The organism is Delftia sp. DLF01, assembly GCF_014852125.1.
In the GTDB taxonomy this organism is placed as follows: Bacteria; Pseudomonadota; Gammaproteobacteria; order Burkholderiales; family Burkholderiaceae_C; genus Comamonas; species Comamonas acidovorans.
On sequence record NZ_JACVAZ010000003.1, the window covers coordinates 25,160 to 43,700 of the forward strand.

Genomic DNA, 18,541 nt, shown 5'->3' on the forward strand with positions numbered 1-18,541 from the left:
ACAAATAATTAATATGTTGTCGAGAAGATTTGTTTTCACGGAACTATCTGCCTTTGTCCAAAAATACCTCTCCAAAAATTAGCCAATCCTGTTGGCCATGAAACCGTCGCAGTTCCCGTGACGGAATTGGTTAGCGGATAGGAAGGCCAAGACAGTCCTTGCCCTGGCGTAAACCTGGGTCCCCAAACTCCAGTTCGGATGTAGTTCCACGACGTGGGGCCACCCTGCATTACCCATCTGCCTGCCGCCAAATCTGGCACGATCCCCGCTGGCGCCCAAGATGTCACCGTAGTGGTTGCCGGACAAAACAATGGTGCAGATGTAGAACCAACCAAACCAATTGCCGAAGGTGTAAGACCAGTAGTGACGGCGGGAAGCGTCACGGCTCTAGTCCACGCACCCGCTCTTACTGCATCGTCCAGCGTCGTATTACGCCTTGCTCCCGCAAACGTCGTCAGGTCAAGAAACTGCAGTCCTTCGGGATCGACAAAAGACAGAGGATCACCACCTACATACCCAAACCGATTCCACCCACCCTCCAGCCCAATCGGGTCCGCCTGCATATACCGCCCCGTCGCCGCATCGTAGTACCTGTGCAGGTTGTACGACAGCCCCGTCTCTTCATCAAACACCTGCCCCGGATACCGCAGGTCGAACTTCACCGCCTGCGCATAGCTGGGGCCGCTGACCGTCTGGCCGTAGCCACGGTCGCCCGTGGTGGGACGCACTTCCCCAAACCCCGAGATCAGCCACTGCCAGGCCACCTGCCCCTGCTGGTTGGTCAGGCGCCTGGGGGTGTTCAGGTGGTCCGTGTGGATGGCGTACAGCCGGCCATTGATCTCTGCCGCAATGGGCATGGGGCCGCTGGCCGTGGGCAGGTAGATGATTTCCGTGCTGTCGCTCTGGCCTGCGGGCGCTGCACTATTGGCGCTGCGCTGGTTGGCGTACTGGCCCAGCACGGTGCTGCCTATGCCGTCTTCGGCATACAGAGTCTGCAGCGTGGCCGGTTGACCTGCGCCCCGGGCATCGCTCTTGAGCACGCGCTGGCCCAGGGCGTTGTAGACGTAGCTGACCGCTCGTGCGTCGGCAGCGTCTGCGTATTCACCGGCCTTGGCGATGCGGCCGTCCGCGCCGTAGTGCAGGTGGTTGTCTCCCTTCTTGACCAGGGCGCCCGCAGCGTCGTAGCTGAAGGTCACGTTGCTGTTCTGCGCCGCGCTGCCCGGGCGCTGCAGCGTCTGGGCATAGCTTTGCAGGCGATTGGTGCCCGCAGCCGTCTGGTAGCTGCGCTGCAGCGTGGACGTGCCGGATGCCAGGGCATTGCTGTAGTGCACCTGGGTGCGGTTGCCATTGGCGTCCCAGGCATAGCCGGAGGCGCTGAGCTCGATGGTGTCGGCAAGGCTCCAGCCTGTGGGCAGCGTGAGGCCTGCAGGCGCGCTGTGGGCGCTGGCCGTCAGGCGCCCCACGGCGTCGTAGCTGAAGGCGCTGGACAGCTTGGCCTGCTGGGCCGCCGCCGTGCCCGGCAGCATGTGCCGCTGCTGGATCAGGCTGATGCGGCCTGCAGCATCCCAGGTCAGGTTCAGCAACTGGCTGCTGGCCAGTTGGCCTGCCGTGTTGTAGCTGCGCTGTTCGGCCAGGGTGGCCGTGGCGCCGGGCTGCTGCACAAAGCCCGCCCATTGCCAGGCGGTGGGCTGTCCCAGCGGGCTCCAGGCCAGGCCGGTGACCAGGGGCTGGCCGTTCCACTGCAGGCCCGTGATCTGGCCCGTGCTGTCATACAGGTAGGTGGCCTGCTTGCCGCTGGGGTAGGTGATGCTTTGCAGTTCTCCACCACCGCCCTGCCCGGCAGGTACATAGGAGTGGATCAGCGACTTGGTGTCGCCATTGGCAAGGATCTGGCTCTTGCGCAGCACCCGGCCCAGGATGTCGCGCTGGTACTGGGTGGTGACGCCGGGGTCCTGGATTTCGCTGAGGTGGCCCGTGCTGGCCTTGGGGGCGCCGGGGCCGTTGTAGGTGGTGCCGGGCAGGTCGTAGCGCAGCGTGGAGGTTGCGGTGCTGCCGTACTGGAGTTGGGTGGGACGGCCCAGGGCGTCGCGCTGCACGGCGAGGGTGCGGCCTGCGGCGTCCTTGGCGGTCGCGATCAGGCCCAGGGCGTCATAGGTAGCGGTGATGTTGCCGGCGTCGGGGGTGGCTTCGGCCTTGGCGTTGCCCAGGGCGTCTCGGGTGTAGGTGGTGGTGACGCCTTTGAAGTCCTGGGCGGCGGTGACTGCATCCAGGGCGTTGTATGACAGCGATGCGCTGGCGTTGAGAGGGTCGGTGATTTTGGTGAGGCGGCGCAGACCATCAACGTCCAGAGTGGTGGTCTGCCCTAGGCCGTTGCGGGCCGTGGCAAGGTCGCCGTTCGCGTCATAGGTCAAACCGACGCTCTGCACCTCACCCACGGTCTCGCTGCCAACCCTGTTGACGGCATTGATGGACCGTTGCACTTGGTAAGCCACATTGGTTGCACCATCCTTGATGGTTTCGGCAATGCGATTACCTGCTGCGTCCAATACATATAAACCGGCAGAACCCTGGTTGCTGCTCCAGCCTATGACACGATGTGCCGCATCATGGGAATATTCCAGCTTCTTGCCGCTTGGTAGGCGGATGGACTCCAAACTGCGATAGGGCTTGTAACCCCATTGGGTAACCAATGCATTCCCCAACCCATCATTCACACTCTCGGAAATTATCTGATCATGAGGATCATAGGCATAGGAAGTCACCAATCCATTGGGGCGGCTAAGCGTTACCATGCGATTGGCATCGTCATAACTGTAATCTGTCACATGTCCCTGCGCATTGGTCGCGGTCACCATATTTCCGCGTGAATCATAGGAATATGATGTGACTCCCCCATTCGCATCCTGAATAGAAGCTGGCAAACCTTGGGGAGTATAGGTCCATTTTCTTGTTCGATTGACATCAGGAGAAATATCGGAATCCGAGACAGACTCAGACAGCACGCGCCCCTGGCTATCATAGGTATAACTCGAAACTCTGCCAGCTTCCTTGATCATGACTGGGAGATTGAGGCTTTCATGCCAATGGATGGTACGTGCCTGCGCCTCAGGGGAACCTGATGCCCTGATGATTGAAGTGGGAAGCCTGCGAGCCGCATCCCATGTCGTCGCAGTCGTTATGCCTTTGAAATCTTTCTCGCTAGTGATCAGGCCATTACTGTCCTGTACACGAAGCGCAGCATCAGCGCCGCCGAATCCTGATGGTAAGGATCCGCTCGTTACCGCCAATCGGCCGGCAACTACAGAGTAAACATAGTTTCGCGTGGTTCCCAACGGATCGCGCACGCTTGCAGTATTGGTGGAAGGATAGCTGACCTGATAGCGCTCCACAGAACCGGACAGTTCAGTGCTTATGGCTCGGCCTTGGTCATCGTAGTCGAACGTTCCCCACCGTACTCCTGCCTCATCAACGATACCAGTCAATGCCTGAGGAAAACCGGCTTTCTCATATAGGAATCCACGACTCTGGCCGTCTGGATAATTCACCCCAATCAAACGACCGCTGCCATCATAAACGTAATTTATTTTACGGCCATCAGGCAGCAAGGCCAGAATCAACTGATCGGATTCGTTATAAGAAAACCGCAACGATCTGCCAAAATTGTTTTCAACTTTATCCAGGCGATATTTCTCGTCATAAAAATAATTTAAAACAAAACTTCCTTGTTCCACCCTTTTACGCAATATTCCATCCAAAGAGAAGAACAAAATTAAATTACTATTAGATTTTCTGTAAACCCACCCATCAATTTCCTGCGTCAATTCATCAATACCGTCATCAGCAATCCAATCCTGTGAGGCACCAGATTTTGAGAACGTTCGTACTCCCCCCTCTGGAAAATACACCGTCAATTTTGATTCGGAAGGAGATATTTTTGTTTTCAAATAAATTGAATGGCCATGACTCCAGACACGACCCAATCCAGAATTCATCCTCGGTGCATCCTGACCCCAGCTACTCCGATATGTCCGCACCATGGACAAAGGAGCTGCACCTCCGTCACGCCAATCAACCTCAGATCGATACTTCTCCCTCGTCGCAGGAAGAATTGGCTGGCCAATCCTAAAACCATCTTGCGCCGTTTCTCCAAAATTACTACGGCTGCAAGCAGCATATTCGTCAGTAATTACATCGATTGGCTGACAAACACCTAAAATGATATCCTCGCGATAACCTGAATCGCAGTTGCACCCGCCAGACGCGGAAGAACTGTTTGCTGGGCAAACAGTTCTTCTGTGGTTCAGGCCAAAATCTTGATTCCCCCAGTCGCCTTGACCATCCCTTAGGCGGGTAATTTTGCATTCATTGGCAAAACCCTGGGGATCATATTTAATGTATGGCGTCGATTTGATGACACTCCATGGCGATTGCCAAATCTCTGCTCGAGCGGAAAATCCAACATCACAGGCTTCCTCAGCAGAATCAAGCCAAGGCATATCCCAAGGTCCTCCGATCCAAACTGCAGGACCATATTGCAGCTTATACGGCAAAACTGCATGCGCCAAACCTCCACTTAAAAAAAAGATCACGCAAGCAATTGATCTTATCAAGCTCATCAATGAGCAAAGCATATTATTTCCCTTAATTTTCTCAGACGCTGGGGGCATTCAGGTGCTCCATGTGAAAGGCATACAGGCGACCGTTAACCATCTGCCGCGATGGGCATGGGGCCGTGGGCCGTGCCCTGCTGGTTGGTCAGGCGCCTGGGGGTGTTCAGGTGTTCCGTGTGGATGGCATACAGCCGACCGTTGATCTCTTCCGCAATGAGAATTATTAGTCGCTGCATAATTTTCAGAGTGAAAAATTGACACGCACAGCCGATGTCCCAAAGAAGCTATGCGCGCCATTCAATTAGACATCTTCCCTTGAAGAAATATTTTTCTCCATTTCTTCAATTCCCTTCTTTCTTTGGTGGCGGCGCATTGAAACTTCTCCGCTCCAAATCAAGAAATATCGAAACAAGAGCACCACAACCACCCCCGCAAATCCAGCAATCCAACCTGATAAATGATTTTTCAACAAGTTATAGACAAACAGCCAGATTCCGAAATAAATTAATCCATAAATTAACGTGAAAACTGTCATTTTTTTTCTATCTTCCACAAGAGCATTGCTCAGCATCACCAGATAGCGCTGCTCCAAGGCCCGCACTTCCTAAAGCCTTTGGCAGAAGCCATCTTAGCCAAGGCGTTGGACCTGTTCCAAACGTGGAACCAATACCCAAGCTTAATCCTCCCACCTCAGGGACAAGAGCACGCCACCAGCCAAGCTCGCTAACCATCGCTGCCCCTCGCTCAACGGGAGAAAGTTTTGCATATCTTGCATACGAGGCAGTAGTCTTCTGACCAACTTCGTAAAGCATTTTCTCTCGAAAAGTTAAATTCAAAAATGTCGTATCAGCTTCTGACCCAAGCATGTACCAATTCGCGGCAGATGAGCACGCAGGGATAGTCGCTGAGCCAAACAACCCCATCGCTGAAGAACTTAATCCCGTACCAATTGACGGCATAGTAACAAGCCTAGTCCATGCGCCTGCCTGCACAGCTTGATCGAGAGTGGTTTTGCGCTTTGCACCTTCAAACGTCGTTAGGTCAAGGAACACCAATCCTTCAGGATCAATGTAATTCAGCGGGTTACCACCCACATACCCAAACCGATTCCACCCACCCTCCAGCCCAATCGGGTCCGCCTGGATGTATCTCCCCGTCGCCGCATCGTAGTACCTGTGCAGGTTGTACGACAGCCCCGTCTCTTCATCAAACACCTGCCCCGGATACCGCAGGTCGAACTTCACCGCCTGCGCATAGCTGGGGCCGCTGACCGTCTGGCCGTAGCCACGGTCGCCCGTGGTGGGACGCACTTCCCCAAACCCCGAGATCAGCCACTGCCAGGCCACCTGCCCCTGCTGGTTGGTCAGGCGCCTGGGGGTGTTCAGGTGGTCCGTGTGGATGGCGTACAGGCGGCCGTTGATTTCTGCCGCAATGGGCATGGGGCCGCTGGCTGTGGGTAGGTAGATGATTTCCGTGCTATCGCTCTGGCCTATGCGTGTGTTGTGCAGATCTTCACGAATGAAATTATATCCTTGACTGCAAGATCAATCAGTTGGATCAAAATATAATCCGAAACCTTCCTGAAAATAGGAGACCACCTGCTCTGCTTCACCTCGGGATGGCATCACAAGATCCGAAAGAGAAATACTTAAATCCCCGGCATCCGATGGCAACGGAATTATTGCAACCTCTCCAATACACAAAGATCCATCCCAATGAGAAAATGGTGATATCTCAGTTTTCCTCAGAGGAAAAATAAATGCAATCGACATACCGGGAACTGGATTCGCCTGGGATTCTATTTTTCCCGAAATTTGCCCAAATGATTCACCAGAAGCCAAAAATATACTAAAGTCAATATTGAATATCATTTAAATGGCCTGTTAGGTATATATATAGTCTGAGCCAAGATTTTTTCTTGACTCATATCGCATGACAATTTCTCACCAAGACCAATCATAGCATTTATATTCCCAATTCTCCCAGCCAAGTCAGTTGCATGGGTTCCCCAGCCAATAGTTCCGAACAAGCCACTGGGATCCAATTCCATATTTTTCTTCTTGGTCATAGCCATTCCAATTGCGATTCTCACTGCATTCTTTAAGGATCCGCATGGGTCTGGATTACCATTGCAATGACGATCCCACTGCCGCTCTTCCAGCCTCGTCATATCCGAAGGCCTTGGCACCCCCATATTTTCCGTAATTCCACCGTTACCCCAGGACCATGGTGGATTCGAAGGATTTTCATAGCCAGGAATTGGATGATTAACATTCGAACAGTGCATAACCAGTCCGAGCCAACGGCACTGGGGCATTAAACCCATGGGATCACTAGCCCCCAATGGGTCTCCCCCAACATACCCAAACCGATTCCACCCACCCTCCAGCCCAATCGGGTCCGCCTGGATGTATCTCCCCGTCGCCGCATCGTAGTACCGATGCAGGTTGTACGACAGCCCCGTCTCTTCATCAAACACCTGCCCCGGATACCGCAGGTCGAACTTCACCGCCTGCGCATAGCTTGGCCCGCTGACCGTCTGGCCGTAGCCACGGTCGCCCGTGGTGGGACGCACCTCCCCAAACCCCGAGATCAGCCATTGCCAGGCCACCTGTCCCTGCTGGCTGGTCAGGCGCCTGGGGGTGTTCAGATGGTCCGTGTGGATGGCGTACAGCCGGCCGTTGATTTCTGCCGCAATGGGCATGGGGCCGCTGGCCGTGGGTAGGTAGATGATTTCCGTGCTGTCGCTCTGGCCTGCAGGCGCTGCGCTATTGGCGCTGCGCTGGTTGGCGTACTGGCCCAGCACGGTGCTGCCTATGCCGTCTTCGGCATACAGGGTCTGCAGCGTGGCCGGTTGACCTGCGCCCCGGGCATCGCTCTTGAGCACGCGCTGGCCCAGGGCGTTGTAGACGTAGCTGACCGCTCGTGCGTCGGCAGCGTCTGCGTATTCACCGGCCTTGGCGATGCGGCCGTCCGCGCCGTAGTGCAGGTGGTTGTCTCCCTTCTTGACCAGGGCGCCCGCAGCGTCGTAGCTGAAGGTCACGTTGCTGTTCTGCGCCGCGCTGCCCGGGCGCTGCAGCGTCTGGGCATAGCTTTGCAGGCGATTGGTGCCCGCAGCCGTCTGGTAGCTGCGCTGCAGCGTGGACGTGCCCGATGCCAGGGCATTGCTGTAGTGCACCTGGGTGCGGTTGCCATTGGCGTCCCAGGCATAGCCGGAGGCGCTGAGCTCGATGGTGTCGGCAAGGCTCCAGCCTGTGGGCAGCGTGAGGCCTGCAGGCGCGCTGTGGGCGCTGGCCGTCAGGCGCCCCACGGCGTCGTAGCTGAAGGCGCTGGACAGCTTGGCCTGCTGGGCCGCCGCCGTGCCCGGCAGCATGTGCCGCTGCTGGATCAGGCTGATGCGGCCTGCAGCATCCCAGGTCAGGTTCAGCAACTGGCTGCTGGCCAGTTGGCCTGCCGTGTTGTAGCTGCGCTGCTCGGCCAGGGTGGCCGTGGCGCCGGGCTGCTGCACAAAGCCCGCCCATTGCCAGGCGGTGGGCTGTCCCAGCGGGCTCCAGGCCAGGCCGGTGACCAGGGGCTGGCCGTTCCACTGCAGGCCCGTGATCTGGCCTGTGCTGTCATACAGGTAGGTGGCCTGCTTGCCGCTGGGGTAGGTGATGCTTTGCAGTTCTCCGCCTCCGCCCTGCCCGGCAGGTACATAGGAGTGGATCAGCGACTTGGTGTCGCCATTGGCAAGGATCTGGCTCTTGCGCAGCACCCGGCCCAGGATGTCGCGCTGGTATTGGGTGGTGACGCCGGGGTCCTGGATTTCGCTGAGGTGGCCCGTGCTGGCCTTGGGGGCGCCGGGGCCGTTGTAGGTGTTGCCGGGCAGGTCGTAGCGCAGCGTGGAGGTTGCGGTGCTGCCGTACTGGAGTTGGGTGGGACGGCCCAGGGCGTCGCGCTGCACGGCGAGGGTGCGGCCTGCGGCGTCCTTGGCGGTCGCGATCAGGCCCAGGGCGTCATAGGTAGCGGTGATGTTGCCGGCGTCGGGGGTGGCTTCGGCCTTGGCGTTGCCCAGGGCGTCTCGGGTGTAGGTGGTGGTGACGCCTTTGAAGTCCTGGGCGGCGGTGACGGCGTTCAGGGCGTTGTAGCTGAGGTTGGCGGCCGCATCGAGGGGATTGGTGACGCGGTTCAGCCGCTGCAGGCCATCGAGTGCAAACCTGGTGCGTTGATTCAGCGCGTTGCTGGTTTCCGTCAGGTCGCCATTGGCGTCATATGACAGGCTGACGCTCTGATCGCCACCAACCGTTTCACTGGTTACCCGATTGATGTTGTTGATGGAACGCTGCACCTGGAAGGCCACCTGCGAGGCACCGGAGCTGATGGTTTCATTGGTTCGATTGTCCCATTGGTCCACGGTGTACTGCGCAGAGTTGCCACGGTTGTCACTCCAGCCGATGACGCGCTGGGCATTGTCGTACTGATAGGTTATGGAATGGCCGCTGGCCAGACGCAGGGTGTCCAATTGGCCATTGGGCAAGTAGGTCAGCACTGTCTCCAGACCTGCCGTAGCGAAACGCGTCAATTGCCCCCTGGGGCTGTATGCATACGTGCTTGTCTGACCCGCCGGATTGGTAGCTGTCACCACCCGCCCTGCGTCGTCGTGGCTGTACTGGCTGACACGGCCCTGCGGATCGGTGACGGTGCTGAGGTTGCCCTTGGCGTCATAGCCGAAGGAAGACCGGCCGGCGGCATCGGTGTGACTGGCGACCAATCCTTGCGCGTTATAGGACCAGGTGTTGGAGTACGCCTTGCCACTTGCAACGTCCGTGACGACAGAACTGATCAGGTTGCCGCCCGCGTCATAGCCAAGATCGGTGATGCGACCCGCTTCTGTGATTTTTGTGGGCAGTGACAGGGTCGGGTGCCACGCAATCTTTGTGACCTGGGCTTCAGCACGGTTGGATGCAGCCGTTACCTGGGTGAGCCGCTGCCGCTGCGTGTCCCATTGGTAGCTGATCCTGTTGCCCATGAAATCTTCCTTGAAAGATGGCAAGAGGTCCTGACCGATTTCTTCCTTGAATGTATTCCCTGACCGGGCGTTGCTCTGGCTGACCACACGCACGCCGGTGGCAGTTCCTTCGTAATTTCGAGTATTTACCGAGCCATTGGGAGCTGTGGTGGTCACCGACGCCTTGTACCAATTTGGGTCGTGCGTGCCTACTGGAAGCATCGCACCGCCCGCAGGGAGATTGGCTGCGACAGAAGTGGAAACAGCATAGCTACCCTGCACCCCGGCGCGTCTGGTTTCCGTCAATGTTCCATCTCCCTGGTAGGAGAAGCCCATCAATTGATTTCCCTGCGAATCTGCAATACCCGTCACCAATTCGGGAAATGACGTGCTTTCATAGGCATAGGCCCGAGTCTGTGCATCGTTGAATTTGACAGCCTTCAAACTGCCGTTGGCGTTGTAGCTGTAGTTGATAGAGTTGCCATCAGGCAATTGAACCGAATCCAGCCGCCCATCAGTCCGATAGAGAAAGTTCAACTGCCGTCCGAAGGAGTTGGATACGGACGTCACCTTGCCCTCGGTCTGGGTTACCTGATACGCCCAGCCATTGCGCATCACGATCCGCGTGAGCCAGCCCTTGTTGTCGAAATGCCACCAGCTGTCATCACTGGCACGATAGTACTTCCACTGACCCCCCATGGTGCCTTGAATCCGGTCGATGCCAGAGGCGGCCACCCAGGCAGAAGACTGACTATTGCCCTTGAAGAACAGCACGGATGTTCCATCAGGCATCTGCACCGATACGCTGGACGAAAATTCCGCCCCCTGGTTCGTTGGCAATTTGACCCGGGAAATCCAAGAATGCTTCCAGCCCTTGCCCATCCCAACATCGGCTTCCCCATCAACGTCGCCGCTGTTGAAATAATGCGCAAACGACAACGGCTGTGCACCCTGGTCAATCCAGTCCATGTGGGACTGGATATTTCGAGGAGTGTCCGGAACGCTTTGAGAAAAAGAATAGTCAGCTGCCAGAATGAAAAATAGGCAAACCAACGATTGACTGAAATATCTCTTCAGCAAGAAATTTGCGCAAGAGATTCCCGAAAGCAAATATTTGAAACAATACATAGAGGCCCCTCCCCATCCAATCATTTCATTCACGAGTGCACATCTGCGGAGAAAGCTCGACAGGCGCCACAACAATACTTTTGTAATCCACGTTTCCACATTTATTACAACGCACGTTGAAATCGAAGCTTATCCCCTTGAAATACGGAGGAACGTAAAGGAACTCATAGACCCCGTTTTCATCCGTTTGCAGAGTCTCGGTCAATGAAGTTCCTGGAGCGGAATGATTGTTATACTGAAGATAGAATTGAGTTTGAACTCCAGTGCCATCATTTCGTGTAATGCTGATTCTCTGATGAACAGGGCCGGAAAGACTTGGTAACGCAGAGGTGCTTGAGGGGCCTTCTATCTTTATGGTGTATGGTATGAATTTTGTATAGAAGATCCAAGAATAATTTCCGCTCGCCGGGTACGCAATGGCCGTAGCGTAACAGAACAAATTTGGCGTATTTGGCACAACATCTAAAAACTGGTGTGTAAATGCCACAGGAAGCCCCATACCTCCTAGTTTTTCTACAAATGCCTTACATGCCTTCTCCGGCTTATCAAAATATCCGTTGATGATATAAACAGAATTCGACTCAGGCGGATAGGAAGGATCATGCCAAATATAATCTATCAACGGCAATGTCTCAGAACTACCGTATGACGGAAAAATAGCAAAAGCAAGAAGAAGTCCAAGTTCTTTATAAATCATGGCACTGTGAAATTTAAGCATTTGCAGAACTATCCAGCAAGGAGGTTACCTTTCAATTCTCAAATACCCCTCATGAATGAACCATCAGATTGAAATCAAAATAAATGGCAAAGCACCCTCCATAAAATACCTACATCTTACACAATAAAGAAGATCATCTTAAACAATCGCAATGAAGAAACACATCAATTTCCCCCGTTCCAAGATGGGCAAGGGCAAATACCTGGAATCATCAAGGCAATTGGTGTCGTGCCGGGAAAAAGGTTAGCACAGCAACTATTCACGATGTCGCATTCATCACAAACGCCAATCCCATGAAGCGCAGTGCCATGAGCGATACGGGCAGGCCAATGCCAAATGGCCGCTTCGCACTTGCCTCCAGAACTGTCGGCTGACCAAAAGACGCATCCAGATGCTTGAGTCACCGCAGAAGACATCCCACAGCGTCCTGGGAAAAACCCCACCCCCGACCCCGGCACACATCCAGCGTGTGCTTCTGCAATAATTGCCGCAACAATCATTGCGCAGTCAATTATTTCACCCGCAGACACCATGACCCAGCCACCCCTGCCCAACGGCCTGCAGCCCTCGGACTTCTACAGCCCTGGCAGCTACACGCCCTTCGAGAGCGTGGGGTTCCTCATGCGCAAGGTGCTCAGCTCCATCCTCCAGCAGGCCGATGCGCAGTTGGCCGAGCATGAGCTGACCTATGTGCAGTGGCTGCCGCTGTACAAGCTGCTGCTGTGCAGCGACGCCACCAATGCCGGCATGGCGCGTGACCTGGGGCTGGATCCGGCCTCCATCACGCGGGCACTGGACCGGCTCGAATCCAAGGGCATGCTGCGGCGCGAGCGCTCCACGGTGGACCGGCGCGTGGTCAAGCTGGTGCTGACCGATGAAGGCCGTGCTATGGCGGCCAAGGTGCCGCAGGTGCTGTCCAGCGTGATGAATGCCCATATGGCCGGCTTCAGCCATGACGAGTCCCGCCAGCTGCTGGACATGCTGCGCCGCCTGCTGGCCAACGGCGATGCAATGCGCGCGCCGGAAGCTGCGCCGCCGGCCCCTGCGCCTGCCACGCCTGTCGGCTGACAGCGCCAGCCCCCTTTTTCCGCCCCGGTTTCCGATTTCCTGATTCTTGACCCCCAACAGGCAGACCACCATGCCCAAATCCTTTGTTTCCGTGTCCGCCGCGCCCCGCCGCGTGGCCGCCGCAGCGGCCACCCTGTGCGCTGCGCTGGCCCTGGCCGGTTGTGCTTCCCAGGGCCCGGCCCATGAGCCGCTGGCCCGGCTGGGCGCCTCCGACCTGGGTCTGACGGCCCAGTCCGAGACAGGCGCCAATACCAGCCTGCCCGCCGCCGATTGGTGGAAGTCCCTGGGCGATGCCCAGCTGGATTCGCTGATCGCCCAGGCGCTGCAGGGCAGCCCCAGCCTGGCCATGAGCCGCGCCCGCTTCGACAAGGCTGCCGCCCTGGCCACGGCCACCAGCACGGCCACCGATGTGCGCGGCACGCTCGGCGTCGACGCCACGCGCCAGCACTACAGCGCCAACGGCCTGGTGCCCGCACCCATTGCCGGCCATACCTACAACACCGGCAACCTGCAGGCCGGCCTGAGCTGGACACCGGATTTCTTTGGCCGCCATGCCGCCGACCTGCAGGCCGCCCTGGGCCAGGCCCGTGCCGCCCAGGCCGACAGCGCCGCCGCCACCAACCAGCTCGCCGCCCAGGTGGCGCGCAGCTATGTGGCGCTGGCTCGCCTGATTGCCCAAAAGGATGTGGCTGGCCGCACGCTGACCCAGCGCCAGTCGCTGCTGGACCTGAGCCAGCAGCGCACGCGCGCCGGGCTGGACAGCCAGGTGGAGCTGACCCAGGCCCAGGCCGGCCTGCCCGATGCCGGCACCCAGATCGAAATGCTGGACGAGCAGATCACGCTGGCGCGCCGCACCATCGCCGTGCTCTGCGGGCAGGTGCCCGAGGCGCAGCTGCAGCTGTCGCCCCGTCTGGCCGCGCTGCAGATCCAGGCCGTGCCTGGCCAATTGGGTGCCGACCTGCTGGGCCGCCGCCCCGATGTGGTGGCCGCGCGCTGGCGCGTGGAGTCCGCAACGCAGGGCATAGAGAGCGCGCGGGCGGATTTCTACCCCGATATCAATCTCACGGCCTTCATCGGCCTCAATGCCATCGGTCTGGACAACCTGTTCAAGGGCAGCTCGCGCCAGATGGGCATCACGCCCGCGCTGCGCCTGCCCCTGTTCGACGGCAAGCGCCTGCGCGCCCAGTTGCGCGGCACGCAGGCCGACCTGGACACCGCCATTGCCCAGTACAACGGCGTGGTGCTCGATGCGGTCAAGGAAGCGGGCGACGCCATCACTTCCGTGCAATCGCTGGTGCGCCAACAGCAGCTGCAGGCCGAGTCGCTGGAGAAGGCCGAACGCGCCTACGACTTTGCCGTGCAGCGCTACAAGGCGGGCCTGGCCAGCCAGGTGACGGTGCTGAACACCGAAACCCAGGTGATCACCCAGCGCCGCCTGGACGTGGACCTGCGCGCCCGTGCGCTGGACACGCGCGTGTCGCTGATGAAGGCGCTGGGCGGCGGCTGGACCGATGGCACGGCTGCCGTGCAGGTCAGCCAGCACTGAGATTGCAACCCGCACAGGAATCCAACGCACTCTTGACCCTCCACCGGGCAGACCGCCAGCCAGCGTGACAGACCGCCAGCTCCCTGCCCCGGCCGCACAACCACATTCACAGATAACAAAGCGCCGTACACCATGACCGACACCAACAAGCAAGCACCCAGCCCTGCCGCCGCACCGGCCGCAGCCTCGCCCGTGGCCAATCCGCAGGGCCGCCGCAAGGGCCTGACCCTCATCGCCGCCGCCGTCGCGGTGGCCGCCGTCGCCTGGGGCGGCTGGCACTGGATGGTGGCCCGCAACTACCAGACCACGGACAACGCCTATGTGGCGGGCAACGTGGTGCAGATCACGCCGCAGATCGGCGGCACGGTGATCAGCATCGGCGCCGACGACACCGACTACGTCAAGCCCGGCCAGCTGCTGGTGCAGCTGGACTCGGCCGATGCCCTGGTCGCCCTGTCCCAGGCCGAGTCCCAGCTGGCCCAGACCGTGCGCCAGGTGCGCACGCTGTACGCCAACAATGCGCCCCTGGTGGCCCAGGTGGCCCAGCGCGAGGCCGACCTGGCCCGCCTGCAGGCCGATGCCGCCCGCGCCCGCGAGGACGTGGACCGCCGCCGCCCGTTGCTGGCCACGGGCGCCGTGGGCAAGGAAGAGTTCGACCACGCCCAGTCCCTGGCCCGCACGGCAGGCAATGCCGCCTCGGCAGCAGAAGCCGCCGTGCGCGCCGCCAAGGCGCAGCTGACCGCTGCCGAAGCCCAGACCAAGGGCAGCAGCGCCGAAGAGCACCCCAGCGTGATCGCCGCTTCCGCCAAGGTGCGCGAGGCCTATCTGGCGCTGCAGCGCACGCGCCTGGTCTCGCCCGTGGAAGGCTATGTGGCCAAGCGCGGCGTGCAACTGGGCCAGCGCGTGGCCTCGGGCGCGCCGCTGATGACGGTGGTGGGCCTGCACAACCTCTGGGTGGATGCCAACTTCAAGGAAAGCCAGCTGGCCCAGCTGCGCATCGGCCAGAAGACCGAGCTGACGGCCGATGTCTACGGCGACAAGATCAGCTACCACGGCACTGTGGTGGGCATGGGCGCAGGAACCGGCGCGGCCTTCTCGCTGCTGCCCGCGCAGAACGCCACCGGCAACTGGATCAAGGTGGTGCAGCGCGTGCCCGTGCGCATTGCGCTGGCGCCGGAAGACCTGGCCCAGCACCCGCTGCGCGTGGGCCTGTCGATGGAGGCCAAGGTGGACGTGCGCGACCAGCAGGGCGAAGTCCTGGCAACCGCCACGCGCAATGCCCCCGTGGCTCAGACCTCCATCTACGACATGGCGTTGCCGCAGGCCGAGGAACGCATCGCCCACATCGTGGCAGGCCAGAACGTGGCGCCGCTCAAGCAGTTGCCCGAGCTGCCACCCGTCGCCATGGCCGATGCGCAAGACAGGTCACAGGGCAAGGCGCCAGCCGCAGTGGCCTCCGCGCCGGTTGACGCGCAGGCCACGCAGTCCAAGTAAGCAGGCATCGCTTACCCGCCTTCCCAGAACCTACGCGGACTGCCTATGACTTCCTCTACCACCGCCGTGCCGGAGCCGGCGCAGCCGGGCGGGCCGACCGTGCCGCCTGCCGCGCCACCCTCGGCACCGCCTGCCATGCCCGCACGGCCCGCACCGCTCAAGGGCGCCCAGCTGGCCCTGGGCACGCTGGCCCTGTCGCTGGCCACCTTCATGAACGTGCTGGACTCGTCCATCGCCAACGTCGCCATTCCGGCGATCTCGGGCGACGTGGGCGTCAGCCCCAGCCAGGGCACCTGGGTGATCACCAGCTTTGGCGTGGCCAACGCCATCTCGGTGCCGCTCACGGGCTGGCTCACGCAGCGCTTCGGCGCCGTGCGCCTGTTCACCATGAGCGTGCTGCTGTTCGTGCTGACCTCCTGGCTGTGCGGCTTTGCCTCGTCGCTGGAGATGCTGGTGCTGTTCCGCGTGCTCCAGGGGCTGGTCGCCGGCCCCATGATCCCGCTGTCGCAGACGCTGCTGCTGTCCAGCTACCCGCCGGCCAAGGCCGGGGTGGCGCTGGCGCTGTGGGGGATGACCACCCTGGTGGCGCCCGTGGTCGGGCCGCTGCTGGGGGGCTGGATCACGGACAACATCTCCTGGCCCTGGATCTTCTACATCAACGTGCCCGTGGGCCTGCTGTCGGCCCTGATGACCTGGAGCATCTACCGCAGCCGCGAGACCCCCACGCGCAAGCTGCCCATCGACTCCGTGGGCCTGGCCCTGCTGGTGCTGTGGGTGGGCGCGCTGCAACTGATGCTGGACAAGGGCAAGGAGCTGGACTGGTTCGCCTCGGGCGAGATCGTCACGCTGTGCGTGCTGGCCATCGTGAGCTTCGTGGTCTTCCTGGTCTGGGAGCTGACGGATGCGCACCCGGTGGTGGACCTGCGCCTGTTCATGCGCCGCAATTTCGCGGCGGGCTCGGTGGCGCTGTCGATTGCCTACGGCCTGTTCTTCGGCAACGTGGTGCTGCTGCCGCTGTGGCTGCAGCAGTGGATGGGCTATACCTCCACCACCGCCGGCATGGCGCTGGCGCCGGTGGGCATCTTCGCCATCATCCTGACGCCGCTGGTGGGCCGCAAGGTCACGCAGTGGGACCCGCGCAAGATGGCCACGGGCGCCTTCGTGGTGTTCGCCCTGGTGCTGTGGATGCGCTCGCGCTTCACGGTGGAGACGGACTTCATGCACATCCTGGTGCCCACGCTGATCCAGGGCGGGGCCATGGCGTTCTTTTTCATCCCGCTGACGACGATCACGCTGTCGGGCATCTCGCCGGACCGTATCCCGGCCGCCGCAGGCCTGAGCAACTTCGTGCGCATCACGGCGGGTGCCATGGGCACCTCCATCGCCACCACGCTCTGGGAAAACCGCGCCGCGCTGCACCACGCCCATCTGACCGAAGGGCTGATCCAGGGCCAGGGCGTGTTCGGCGTCACCCTGCAGGGGCTGCAGGCCGCAGGTCTGAGCCAGGCGCAGGCGCTGGCCCAGATCAACCGGCTTATCGACCAGCAGGCCTATACGCGGGCGGCGGACGACATCTTCCTGGCGTCGTCCGTGCTGTTCCTGGTGCTGATCGTGCTCATCTGGATGACCAGGCGCCCTGCGGGCCATGCCGGCGGTGCCGAGGCGGCCGGCGCCCATTGAGGCCCAGCTTGCGGCCATCACGACAAGGAGCTGCGTGCAGGGGCAGCTCCTTTTTTGTTTACATGACGACACGCAAGGCGCCTTGAATCGGGCCGCCAAGACCACCATCTCGACAGGGCTGCGCCACCGGTTCCATGATGGCGGCGGCCTGAACACCGACGGAGCACCGTGAAAACACCCCGCATCTTCCGCGCCCCGATTGCCGACTACGCCCAATCACCCCAGTCGGTGGGCGGGCGCTTTCGCAACGTCCATCCCCGCCCCGCCAACGCGCCCCAGCCCGACGCCAAGGTGATGTGGGACTTTTTCTTCAACAAGCCCAAGGACACCGAGCCTGCGGCGCCCCTGCCCGTGCAGCGGCTCACCCCGGCGGACCTGGCCGCCGCCCCCGAGCGCAGCCTGTACCGCCTGGGCCACTCTACGCTGCTGATGAAGCTGCGCGGCGGCTGGTGGATCACCGACCCGGTGTTTGCCGAGCGCGCCTCGCCCTTTTCCTTCATCGGCCCCAAGCGCTTTCATGCGCCGCCCATCGCCCTGCATGAACTGCCCGCGCTGCGCGGCGTGGTGCTCTCGCACGACCACTACGACCATCTGGACCGTGCCACCATCCGCGCCCTGGCGCCCCGGGTCGACTTCTTCCTGTGCACGCTCGGCGTGGGCGACCGGCTCATGGACTGGGGCGTGGCCCCCGAGAAGGTGCGCCAGTTCGACTGGTGGCAGGACGTGCAGGTGGACGGCCTGCGCTTCACGGCCACGCCGGCCCAGCATTTCTCGGGCCGGGGCCTGCGCGACGGCAACCGCACGCTATGGGCGTCCTGGGTCATCGAGGACCTGGCAAGCGCCGACACGCTGCGCGTCTTCTTCAGCGGCGACGGCGGCTATTTCGACGGCTTTGCGGAAATCGGCCGGCGCTTCGGCCCCTTCGACCTCACGCTGATGGAAACCGGCGCCTACGACCCGCACTGGCCCTATGTGCACATGCACCCGGCCCAGACCGTGCAGGCCCACCGCGACCTGGGCGGACGCTGGCTGCTGCCCATTCACAACGGCACCTTCAGCCTGGCCATGCATGCCTGGTGGGACCCCTTCGAGCGCGTGCTGGCCCTGGGTGCCGAGCACGGCATTGCCGTGGCCACCCCCATGATGGGCGAGCGCGTGGACCTGGATGCCCCCCATGCAGGCGAGCGCTGGTGGCGTGCCCTGGTATCCCCTGCCGTGCAGGACGCAGCCGCGTCAGCGCCACAGGCCCAGCCGCGATAAATCCGTTTTTGCTGCATTGCGTCATCGGCCTACGCGGGCCGGCATCCATC

At 60.4% G+C, this 18,541-nt stretch carries 11 protein-coding genes; 5 read left to right on the top strand and 6 right to left on the bottom strand.

Annotated features, from left to right (window positions below; genetic code table 11):
- Nucleotides 1-35: 35 nt before the first annotated feature.
- From IB269_RS15345 to IB269_RS15375, 6 genes are all read right to left on the bottom strand, one after another.
- Nucleotides 36-4,496, bottom strand: a complete 4,461-nt coding sequence (locus IB269_RS15345; RefSeq protein WP_192367563.1) for an RHS repeat-associated core domain-containing protein — start codon at nucleotides 4,494-4,496, stop codon at nucleotides 36-38.
- Between the two features lie 415 nt (nucleotides 4,497-4,911).
- Nucleotides 4,912-5,202, bottom strand: coding sequence for a hypothetical protein (locus IB269_RS15355; RefSeq protein ID WP_192367565.1), 291 nt, complete (start codon nucleotides 5,200-5,202; stop codon nucleotides 4,912-4,914).
- Nucleotides 5,153-6,049 carry an RHS repeat-associated core domain-containing protein gene (locus tag IB269_RS29255; RefSeq protein WP_318652161.1) on the bottom strand — a complete coding sequence of 299 codons (897 nt, stop codon included), beginning with the start codon at nucleotides 6,047-6,049 and terminating at the stop codon, nucleotides 5,153-5,155. Before IB269_RS29255 ends, IB269_RS15355 begins: the two co-directional genes overlap by 50 nt.
- Before the next feature lie 105 nt (nucleotides 6,050-6,154).
- Nucleotides 6,155-6,481, bottom strand: coding sequence for a hypothetical protein (locus IB269_RS15365; protein ID WP_192367566.1), 327 nt, complete (start codon nucleotides 6,479-6,481; stop codon nucleotides 6,155-6,157).
- Nucleotides 6,478-10,566, bottom strand: coding sequence for an RHS repeat protein (locus IB269_RS15370; RefSeq protein ID WP_192367567.1), 4,089 nt, complete (start codon nucleotides 10,564-10,566; stop codon nucleotides 6,478-6,480). Before IB269_RS15370 ends, IB269_RS15365 begins: the two co-directional genes overlap by 4 nt.
- 184 nt (nucleotides 10,567-10,750) lie before the next feature.
- Complete coding sequence (locus tag IB269_RS15375) at nucleotides 10,751-11,443, bottom strand: hypothetical protein (RefSeq protein ID WP_192367568.1); 693 nt, start codon at nucleotides 11,441-11,443, stop codon at nucleotides 10,751-10,753.
- Nucleotides 11,444-11,974: 531 nt separating this feature from the next.
- Here IB269_RS15375 and IB269_RS15380 point away from each other — a divergent pair.
- From IB269_RS15380 to IB269_RS15400, 5 genes are all read left to right on the top strand, one after another.
- On the top strand, nucleotides 11,975-12,511 hold the full coding sequence (locus IB269_RS15380; protein WP_043791990.1) for a MarR family winged helix-turn-helix transcriptional regulator: 537 nt from the start codon (nucleotides 11,975-11,977) through the stop codon (nucleotides 12,509-12,511).
- A 70-nt stretch (nucleotides 12,512-12,581) separates the two neighbouring features.
- Complete coding sequence (locus IB269_RS15385) at nucleotides 12,582-14,057, top strand: efflux transporter outer membrane subunit (protein ID WP_192367569.1); 1,476 nt, start codon at nucleotides 12,582-12,584, stop codon at nucleotides 14,055-14,057.
- 132 nt (nucleotides 14,058-14,189) lie between these two features.
- Entirely contained in the window at nucleotides 14,190-15,551 is a 1,362-nt protein-coding gene (locus tag IB269_RS15390) for an efflux RND transporter periplasmic adaptor subunit (protein ID WP_192367570.1), read from the top strand.
- Nucleotides 15,552-15,596: 45 nt separating this feature from the next.
- Complete coding sequence (locus IB269_RS15395) at nucleotides 15,597-17,231, top strand: DHA2 family efflux MFS transporter permease subunit (RefSeq protein ID WP_013802448.1); 1,635 nt, start codon at nucleotides 15,597-15,599, stop codon at nucleotides 17,229-17,231.
- A gap of 168 nt (nucleotides 17,232-17,399) precedes the next feature.
- Nucleotides 17,400-18,491 carry an MBL fold metallo-hydrolase gene (locus IB269_RS15400; protein WP_099750885.1) on the top strand — a complete coding sequence of 364 codons (1,092 nt, stop codon included), beginning with the start codon at nucleotides 17,400-17,402 and terminating at the stop codon, nucleotides 18,489-18,491.
- Nucleotides 18,492-18,541: the final 50 nt, after the last annotated feature.